Below are 10,495 nucleotides of genomic sequence, written 5' to 3'. Positions count from 1 at the left end.
ATGCATTTACAAATTGCATTTAATGAAGCCATACATGAATATTTATTATTGAGTTTTACAATGCCGCTGGCACTGCAATCACAGCTGGGCAATCTGTAGTTCACCGTGTTCTAGCGAAAAAACGCTTCTCGCTGTCACTGTGAGTTACACGTCATTTTTATAGGTAGAGGCAAACGTATCGGATTTCCCCCAATACCTTACCCACAGGGAGCAAAATTCTAGAAACTAATGCAGATATACAAATTATGAACATTCAAGTTAACAACGGCGCCATATGGGAGATTACGTTGGTAATCTCCCATATCAGCTTTACTTAACTCGCATGTCATTCTTGACAGATTTCACACCTTTAACACCACGAGCAACTTCTTCGGCCCTATCAATACTGGACTGAGAACTGACAAAGCCGCTTAATTGAACGACACCTTTATAGGTTTCGACATTTATCTCGGTAGATTTCAAAGCAGGCTCATTAAAAACCGCTGCTTTAACCTTCGTTGTAATTACGCTATCATCCAAATATTCTCCTGTTCCTTCTGACTTTGTAGTAGCCGCACAACCTAAAATTGACATGAATGCGATGGCAGTAAAAATAGTAATAAAATATTTTAATTGTTTCATTAATGAATTCTCCTGATTTTAAAGAAGTTGCCTGATTGGCTGCCTCCTTGGGTTATGAATGCTCCAACCTGCTCGCGCGGGCTTTCAATGCCAACTTAAGAAAGCTGGTGGAGTATTACTACGACATGTTGGAAGCTTGTACTAGCCGCCGAAATGCAGGCTACTATCCAGCGCATGTACAGTCTGTGCGGTATCGTACATAACTTAAGCCAATAGCTTTACTATAGATTCCCACTAATTAGTTAATTAGCGGACGTGCCTATAAAATTTAAAATATTTTAATAAGCTGCTTATGTCCATTACCTCGTCACAGGTGACAAACCACAACTATCTCCTCGCCGCTGTGCAAGCGGATGAATTTGAACGCTTGAAACCACATCTGGAGCTGGTTCAAATGCCGCTCGGGAGCGTGCTCCATGAATCCGGTAGCCGGTTGCAACATGCCTGGTTCCCCACGACTGCCATCGTGTCTCTGCAATACATCATGGAGGATGGCGCTTCGACAGAAATCGCAGGCGTTGGCAATGAAGGCATACTAGGCGTTTCCCTACTCATGGGTGGTGCAGCGACACCTAGCCGGGCAATTGTGCAAACGGGCGGCTGCGGCTATCGCATAAAAGCCGGATCAATGCTGCAAGAATTCAATCGCACAGAATCGCTACAGCACCTATCACTGCTTTATATTCAAGCGCTCATCACACAAATGTCCCTGACTGCAGCGTGCAATAGGCACCATTCAATCGAACAGCAGCTTTGCCGCTGGCTTTTATTAACCATCGATCGGCTGACCTCAAATGAGTTAATTATGACGCAGGAATTAATTGCCAGTATGCTTGGCGTGCGCCGCGAAGGCATCACAGAAGCCGCCGGAAATTTAAAAAATGCTGGTTTTATTAATTATCGTCGTGGACACATTACCGTACTCGATCGATCTGGACTGGAAACACTCTCTTGCGAATGTTATAAGGTAGTCAAAAAAGAATTTGATTGCTTACTCTCGACGTACGCAACCACCCAACACTCGCATTCTCAATGCGTATAGCAAAAAATAAAACTCACCTGCGTTATTTAATTCACCAGAACCCAAACCCCTGAGCCTTCAGAATAGGCAAGGTATGATTATGATTCGGCAGATTGCCATATGCCTACCGCCCTCCTCCCATTCAAAAATGGGCTAATCAACCACACACCGTAAGCAGTTCGCGCCTAACAACAAATTTTTTACGTACAACCATCAACCAGTTTAAGAAGACGATAATGTATGGGCGCTGTGCTCAGTACTCCATACGCAAATCCAGCGATCATGGTATTTAAAGATCGAATCACTTATTGAAGTGATGAAGTCCTATGTGTGTAAACGCACAGAGAGCAGGTATCACATAATGATATTTTACCCACAGGTAGCATTTCCCTTTAGCAATAGGGTGCGAATATAGGTTCGCACTGGAAACACGGACAAAAACTAGCGGGTTCCGGTATGCATATATTTATTAATGATTGTGTGTAATTGACCAGAGAACATTTCTATCAGTCCCGCTCAGCCATGTTAAAATGCTCTGTTAATTATTCCGATTTTTTATTAATTAAAACAATATAGAAACGCTTTAGAAAACTTTAGTTAGCAGCCGTTACAAACCATGCAGGCTCAATCGAGTATGCCGTAACAGCGTCTATCTCAAAACGGAATTGGAAATTCGGTGAAATTTATGTTGGTGTTTGGTGCTCAGTTTTTAAAGGTATTCTTAAATTATGCTTAGCCGGTCTGACATTCTAAACGCCAGCCTCCTGATCGTTGACGATCAGGAGGCAAATATACGTCTACTTGAAGAAATGCTACGTGGCGCTGACTATACGCGTATAACATCGACGCAGAATCCTTATGAAGTGAGCGAGTTATATCGCAAAAACCATTATGACCTGATTCTGCTCGACTTACAGATGCCTGGCATGGATGGCTTTCAGGTGCTGGAAAACTTGAAGAAAGTCGAAACAAACGGCTACCTTCCGGTACTCGTAATTACCGCCCAACCAGATCACAAGCTGCGCGCGTTACAAGCCGGTGCGAAAGATTTTATAAGCAAACCTTTTGATCTGACCGAAGTACGAACACGCATTCATAACATGCTGGAAGTACGACTTTTATACAAAAAAATTGAACATTACAACAAGGTGTTGGAGCAGACTGTGCAAGCACGAACCGCAGAACTGCGGGAAAGCGAAGCTCGTTTTCGCCGCCTGACCGAGCTGTCGTCTGACTGGTATTGGGAACAAGATGAGACCGGGCATTTCACCAAAGTGTACGGCCCGGTTCTTGAGATGCTGGGAATTGAGGTTGACGATTTACTCAGCGAACCGAGTGAAGCGCAAGCAGCACATTGGAATACAGATGAACGGGCGATACTGGAAGAATATATCGCAGCCAGACGACCGTTCTTGGATTTCGTCTACCGACGACATAATTCGGATGGTTCGCAACAATACTTTATGATTAGCGGAGAACCGATGTTTGATTCATCCGGTCGTTTTACAGGTTTCCGTGGAGTGGGCAAAGACGTCACTGGAAGCATGCGCTCCGCCTCATAATTAAAGTGTCATATTTATAAGGTGATGCGCACCTCCAGTCTTCGTAATGGTCAATGTATTAAAAACTCCAAGAAAGCTGGAATTGATTTTGTAAAATAACTTCATGACCCCAAAGGTATTCGCAAACTTTCATCTTTGACCCTACCAACTATTCTTCTCCTGCCCATTTTTCTGAGCTATATCAACGGGTAGAAATCTTTTAATTTCTCACTCCGGTGACGATGGTAAAATTTCAGCTGTAACCGTCATTTCGCCACCATGCCCCAACCCTCTTTCATCCATCTGCGTCTGCACAGCGAATACTCCATTGCCGATGGCATTGTGCGCATTCCCGAGGCGATTGCCGCCGCCAAGCAGGATGCCGTGCCCGCCCTGGCACTTACCGACCTCAATAATGTATTCGGCCTGATCAAATTCTATCAGGCAGCGCGCGCTGCCGGCATCAAGCCCATCATTGGCTGTGATGTATTCATCAGCAATCCAGCCGAGCGCGACAAGCCGTTCCGGCTGCTGTTGTTATGCCAGTCCAATGTTGGCTACCTGCGATTGTGTGATTTGGTGACACGCGCCTATCTGGAAAGGCAAAACAGTGGTCGCATCGAGATACACAAACAATGGTTGCGCGACGGGACAGATGGACTGCTCGCATTATCCGGCGCGCATCTCGGTGAGGTCGGCACGGCGCTGCTGAATGGCAATCAAGCAACGGCACGTCAGCTGGCGCTTGAGTGGGCAGAGCTATTCCCCAGTCGATATTATCTGGAAGTACAGCGAACCGGCATGGCGCGCGAAGAGCTGCACGTGAGTGAAACGATCAAACTGGCCGTAGAACTGGCGTTACCGGTAGTAGCTACACATCCGATCCAGTTTCTAAGCCGTGAAGCTTACAAAGCGCACGAGGCGCGCGTGTGCATCGCCGAAGGGTATGTGCTGAATGACAAACGGCGCGTGCGCCAATTTACCCCGCAGCAGTATTTCAAAACCCAGGCCGAGATGATAACGCTGTTCGCCGATTTTCCTGAAGCGTTGCAAAACAGCGTGGAGATCGCCAAGCGATGTAATTTGACCTTGCAACTGGGTAAACCCTATTTGCCGGATTTCCCCACTCCCAATGGCGAAAGTCTGGATGATTTTCTGCGTACGGAATCCGAACTCGGTTTGCATCAGCGCATGCTGCAGTTGTATCCGGATGAAACTGTGCGCGCCGCGAAGGTGGAAGAATACGCCTCACGCTTGGCATTCGAAATCGAGACCATTATAAAAATGGGTTTCTCTGGCTACTTTTTAATTGTGGCCGATTTCATCCGCTGGGCCAAGCTCAATGACGTGCCAGTCGGTCCCGGCCGCGGCTCTGGCGCAGGTTCACTGGTGGCTTACAGTCTCGGTATCACCGACCTTGACCCACTACGCTACGCCCTGCTCTTTGAGCGCTTTCTGAATCCAGAACGCATATCCATGCCCGACTTCGATGTCGATTTCTGCCAGGATGGGCGTGAGCGCGTTATCGAGTATGTGAAACAAAAATACGGCGCGGCAAGCGTGTCGCAGATTGCCACCTTCGGCACCATGGCATCCAAAGCGGTGATCCGCGATGTCGGACGCGTGCTGGATTTTCCTTACGGACTGTGCGATCGCCTGTCCAAGCTCGTTCCGCTGGAAGGCGTCAAACCGGTATCACTGAAAAAAGCACGTGAGCTGGAGCCGGAGTTTAACGCGATCATCAGCAGCGAAGAAGGCGTGGAAGAGCTACTTGAACTGGGTGCACGACTCGAAGATTTAACGCGCAATGTCGGCATGCACGCGGGCGGGGTACTGATCGCACCGGGCAAGCTGACCGACTTTTGTCCGCTTTATTACGCCGAGGGCAGCGACAAGGGCATCAGTCAATTTGATAAAGACGATGTGGAACAGATCGGCTTGGTGAAATTCGACTTTTTGGGGTTGCGCACGCTCACCATCATTGATTGGGCGGTGAAATATGTAAACAAGATGCCCGCAGGCCTAGGTTTTCCCATTGAAAATCGCTTCTCAATCGAAAACCTTCCGCTGGAAGATAAACCAACTTACGCCCTGCTCAAGGCTGCCAACACCACAGCGATATTTCAGCTTGAATCTCCTGGCATGAAAAAGCTGATTATCAAGCTGCAACCGGACACCTTTGAAGACATCGTGGCACTGGTTGCGTTATATCGTCCGGGTCCGCTCGAATCAGGCATGGTAGAGGACTTCATCAACCGCAAACATGGCCGTTCCAAGGCTGATTATTTTCATCCCGAACTGGAAGTTTCGCTCAAGCCAACTTACGGTGTGATCGTGTACCAAGAGCAAGTGATGCAGATCGCGCAGATCATCGGTGGTTATTCGCTGGGAGCGGCGGACTTGTTGCGCCGCGCGATGGGGAAAAAAAATGCTGAAGAGATGGCACTACAACGCAGCATTTTCGTGGACGGCGCTGTAGCGCGTGCTGTCAACAAGCAACTAGCAGAGCAACTGTTCGACCTGATGGAAAAATTCGCTGGATACGGCTTTAACAAATCGCATTCTGCTGCCTATGCGTTGGTGTCTTACCAGACCGCCTATCTAAAAGCACATTACCCGGCGGCATTCATGGCCGCCACATTGTCATCGGATATGGATAACACCGACAAAGTGCATATTTTCTATCTCGATACTCTGGCGCAAGGGATAAGCATTTTGCCGCCGGATATTAACTCGTCTGTAAACCGCTTCATGCCGGTGGACGAAAAAACGATTGCATATGGATTGGAAGCCATTAAAGGTACAGGTAAAGCTGCAATAGATAGCATTGAAGATGCCCGTAAACTCGGTGGCCCATTCCGCGACCTGTTCGATTTTTGTCATCGCGTAGATAAGCGCGTAGTGAATCGTCGTGCCACTGAAGCGCTAATCCGCAGTGGCGCATTCGATACGATTTCGGATCATCGCTATCAGTTGCTGGCGTCGCTCGAGGTCGCGCTTTGCAGCGCGGAGCAGAAAGCACAATCCATCAATCAAAATAGTCTATTCGAAGACGATGCAAGTGTGACGATGTCGGTGCAAGTGAAGAACGTCCCGCGCTGGACGTTGCGCGAGCAATTGCAACACGAAAAAACCAGCTTGGGATTTTATCTCAGCGGCCACCCCTATCAAGAATATGCCAACGAACTGGAAAATTTCGTCAAGACACGCCTGGCCGATATCACGCTGCAAGCGCTGCCTCAAAACGGCAACAACAAACGCGGTGGAGTGCCAGTAGTATTGGCTGGCATCGTGTCTGCCGTACGAATACAGCAGACACGACGTGGACGCATGGCAATTGTCACACTGGACGATGGCAGCGCACAGTTGGAAATGATGGTATTCAACGAAGTATTCGAGGCCAATCGCCCGTGGATACGTGAAGATGAATTGCTAGTGGTGCGCGGCAAAGCCAGTCTCGACGAGTATTCCGGCAACATGCGCGTCAATGGTGAGGAGCTATTCGATTTCGCCTCAGCGCGCTCCACTTTCGCGAAGCGCTTGGAACTTGTTGTTTCGTCTGACGCACGCATTAGCGTGACAGAATTAAAAGAACTACTCGAGCCCTACCGAGAGGGGAAATGCATGGCAGTAGTGTGTTACCGCAATATAAGCGGAAGCGCAAACTTGAAGCTGGGCGAGCCTTGGAGTGTCACGCTGCACAGTGATCTAATGAGCGGATTAAAGAACCTGCTGGGCGAACAGAATGTTCATATCGTTTATTCTTGAGCAAGTTTTTTCTCTTCCAATAATTTGGTAGCACGGCGTAAATGCGCTGTCCAGATCAGCAGATCAGCCATTACATTGTCGCTTCCCATCTCGTCAAAAATCACGCTTGATGCATCATAAAATACGGTTGTGTGTGAGCACCGCACAGGATGGATATTGGGGGTAGAAAAATTCGGCCAGTTTCCTGGAGAGGACTACTTAATCCTCATGCCAGGCTGTGCACCATCGTCCGGACTGAGGATAAATAAACCGGGCACATCGCCGGAAGCCGCCAGCACCATACCTTCCGATAAACCGAATTTCATCTTGCGTGGCGCAAGATTAGCAACCATCACCGTCATGCGGCCTTTTAATTTTTCCGGATCGTACGCCGACTTAATGCCCGCGAACACAGTGCGCGGTTGTGCTTCGCCAATGTCCAGCGTCAGTTTCAGCAGCTTCTCCGCACCTTCCACTTGCTCAGCGTTGACTATTTTCGCCACGCGCAAATCCACCTTATTAAATTCATCGATACTGATCGTGTCACCTATGGGGGCGATGGCATGTTGCTGCGCTTCGGCATGGCGTGCTGGTGAATGAGTGTCTGTTGCAAGTTCCAGAGTTTGTTTGTTGGCTTCTATCATGGCGTCAATTTGTTTTTGGTCTATACGGGTCATCAGGTGTTTGTATTCGTTAATGCGATGCTCGGCAGGTAACAAGTGTTGAGCGCTAGCTGAAGTGATTGGCTCAATGTTTAAAAAACTCTCAATGTTAGCAACCAGTGCTGGCAGTATCGGCTTTAAGTAAATGGCAACCATGCGGAACATGTTAATAGCTACGCTACAAACTTGATGTAGCAATTCCATTTCGCCAGCCTTAGCCAGTTCCCAAGGTTTGAGTACGTCGATGTACGCATTAATGCAATCAACAAAAGCCATGATGTCTCGAACAGCTCTGCTGTATTCACGGTTTTCATACAACTCGTTTATATGCTCAAGTCTGGAGTATACGAATGGGAAAATGGGGTTCTTGGATGTGCGATCAATTTCCTTGGCTTCGATTACCCATAAATCTGGCGTACTAAGAACCTTTCCATCAAAATACTTATTGAGGAATGATGAGCAGCGGCTCGCAATATTTACATATTTGCCGACCAGATCGCTGTTCACCTTCGCCACAAAATCTTCAAGACTCAGGTCGATGTCTTCCATTGTGCCGTTGAGCTTGGCGGCATAGTAGTAGCGCAAGTACTCCGGGTTAAGCCCCTGTTTAAGGTAGCTGTCGGCGGTAATGAATGTGCCGCGCGATTTGCTCATTTTCTCGCCGTTCACAGTGAGAAAGCCGTGCGCGAACAGCTTGGTCGGCGTACGGAAACCCGCGTGTTGCAGCATCGCAGGCCAGAACAGCGCATGGAAATAGAGGATGTCTTTGCCGATGAAATGGTACAGCTCGGCATCGGAACCTTGTTTCCAGTAGTCATCAAAGTTGATGTTATTGGCATTGCAGAACTGCTTGAAGCTACCCATATAGCCCACCGGCGCATCAAGCCATACATAAAAATATTTGCCCGGTGCATCGGGTATTTCGAAGCCGAAATAGGGCGCGTCGCGCGAAATGTCCCAGTCCATGAGTTTGTTCTCGCCCTCAGCGCCTAACCATTCCTGCATCTTGTTGGCGGCTTCGGGTTGCAGTGTTCCGCTACGTGTCCACTCGCGCAGGAACTGTTGACAGGTGTCGGCGGAGAGCTTGAAAAAGTAATGGTCGGAGTTACGCCGCTCGGGTTGCGCACCAGATACGGCGGAGTAAGGGTTGATCAGTTCGGTGGGCGAATAAGTGGTACCGCACACTTCACAGTTATCACCGTATTGATCCTTGGCGTGGCACTTCGGGCATTCGCCCTTGATGAAACGATCCGGTAGAAACATATTTTTGACGGGGTCATAGAACTGTTCGACAGAACGGACTTCAATCAAGCCAGCGGCTTTAAGTTTGCGATAAATCGCCTGCGCGAATTCCTTAGTTTCGGCGCTGTTGGTGCTGCCGTAGTGGTCAAACTCGACATGGAAGCCTTCAAAATCTGCCTTGTGTTCATGCCACACGCGATCTATCAATTGTTCCGGGGTAATACCTTCCTTCTCGGCGCGAAGCATGACAGGCGTACCGTGAGTATCGTCTGCACAGACGTAATAACATGTGTTGCCCAGCATTTTTTGGAAGCGCACCCATATGTCAGTCTGAATGTATTCAACCAAATGGCCCAAGTGAATACTACCGTTGGCATAAGGCAATGCGGACGTAACCAGTATCTTGCGCGGCATAAATGGAAAACCCCTTGTAAAGGGCCGTAATTGTAGCAAAATTGAACTGTAGGCGTGACGGGGAATCTTGGGTAGAATGCTTGCCCCCATCGTTTTATTGCAGGAGCAGCGCATGAGTTTTACCGACGCAGACGTACAGGCCTCACTGACAAAATTGATTGACCCCAATACAAAAAAAGATTTTGTAGCGGGCAAGTCGGTAAAAAATATAAAGATCAACGGTAATAATTTATCTCTCGATATTCAGCTTGGCTACCCTGCGAAAAGCGTGTGGGATGAGATACGGGTGATGGTAGAAAATCACCTGCGTAGCGCTTTACCAAGTATCAGCACTCTTTCCGTGAATGTGAACAGCAAGGTAGTGCCTCATGCTGTGCAACGCGGCGTAAAACTGGTTGATGGGGTAAAGAATATTATTGCGGTGGCCAGCGGCAAAGGCGGCGTGGGTAAGTCCACTACTGCCGTAAATCTGGCGCTGGCACTCGCTGCGGAAGGCGCGCGCGTCGGAATTCTGGATGCAGATATTTATGGTCCTTCCATACCCACCATGATGGGCATCAAAGGCGAGCCTGTATCGCGTGATGGCAAGTCAGTCGAACCAATGCAGGGACATGGACTGCAGGTCATGTCCATTGGCTTCATGATTCAAGGCGAGGATGTGCCGATGGTCTGGCGCGGCCCGATGGTTACTCAGGCGCTGGATCAGTTATTGAATCAGACGCGCTGGAATGAGCTGGACTATCTGGTGGTGGACATGCCACCCGGCACTGGCGATATCCAGTTGACCCTGTCGCAAAAAGTACCGGTGACCGGCGCGATCATCGTAACCACTCCACAGGACATCGCACTGATGGATGCGCGCAAAGGGCTCAAAATGTTCGAGAAGGTGAGCATCAAAATACTTGGTATAGTGGAAAACATGAGCACGCATATCTGCTCGAAATGTGGGCATGAGGAACACATCTTCGGGAGCGGCGGAGCCGAAAAGATGTGTAACGACTACAACGTAGAGTTTCTCGGTTCATTGCCTTTAGACATCCGCATCCGCGAGCAGGCCGACTCCGGCAAGCCCACCGTAGTGGCCAACCCCGATGGTGTAATTGCCAAGGAGTACAAGCAGATTGCGCGGCGTCTGGCAGTGAAAATTGCTGAAATGGCGCAAGACTATAGTGCGGCATTCCCTAAAATTGTGATGCAAAAGACGTAAGGGGAAAATGCAAAGTACCATGAAGCATTTATATTTTCAT

6 protein-coding genes are annotated in these 10,495 nt (G+C 48.6%); 4 read left to right on the top strand and 2 right to left on the bottom strand.

Annotated features, from left to right (window positions below):
- Positions 1-309: 309 nt before the first annotated feature.
- On the bottom strand, positions 310-621 hold the full coding sequence (locus W01_RS11725; RefSeq protein ID WP_173054913.1) for a BON domain-containing protein: 312 nt from the start codon (positions 619-621) through the stop codon (positions 310-312).
- Positions 622-913: 292 nt separating this feature from the next.
- Here W01_RS11725 and W01_RS11720 point away from each other — a divergent pair, with 292 nt between their 5' ends.
- The 3 genes from W01_RS11720 to dnaE all read left to right on the top strand — a co-directional run bounded on the left by W01_RS11720 (position 914) and on the right by dnaE (position 6,951).
- Entirely contained in the window at positions 914-1,663 is a 750-nt protein-coding gene (locus W01_RS11720; RefSeq protein ID WP_173054911.1) for a Crp/Fnr family transcriptional regulator, read from the top strand.
- Positions 1,664-2,370: 707 nt separating this feature from the next.
- A complete protein-coding gene (locus W01_RS11715; protein WP_173054909.1) occupies positions 2,371-3,204 on the top strand; it encodes a response regulator in 834 nt (277 codons plus the stop codon).
- Between the two features lie 258 nt (positions 3,205-3,462).
- Complete coding sequence (gene dnaE / locus W01_RS11710) at positions 3,463-6,951, top strand: DNA polymerase III subunit alpha (RefSeq protein ID WP_173054907.1); 3,489 nt, start codon at positions 3,463-3,465, stop codon at positions 6,949-6,951.
- A gap of 194 nt (positions 6,952-7,145) precedes the next feature.
- On the opposite strand, the gene metG is transcribed toward dnaE, so the two are convergent.
- Positions 7,146-9,248 (bottom strand): methionine--tRNA ligase, encoded by a 2,103-nt coding sequence (gene metG / locus W01_RS11705; protein ID WP_173054905.1) that lies wholly within the window; start codon positions 9,246-9,248, stop codon positions 7,146-7,148.
- Positions 9,249-9,360: 112 nt separating this feature from the next.
- On the opposite strand from metG, the gene apbC reads away from it, so the two are divergent.
- A complete protein-coding gene (gene apbC, locus W01_RS11700; RefSeq protein ID WP_173054903.1) occupies positions 9,361-10,455 on the top strand; it encodes an iron-sulfur cluster carrier protein ApbC in 1,095 nt (364 codons plus the stop codon).
- Positions 10,456-10,495: the final 40 nt, after the last annotated feature.

The organism is Candidatus Nitrotoga sp. AM1P (assembly GCF_013168275.1).
Classification (GTDB): Bacteria; Pseudomonadota; Gammaproteobacteria; order Burkholderiales; family Gallionellaceae; genus Nitrotoga.
Note: the sequence above shows the minus strand (reverse complement) of the source record. Positions and strands in the feature narration are given on the sequence as shown.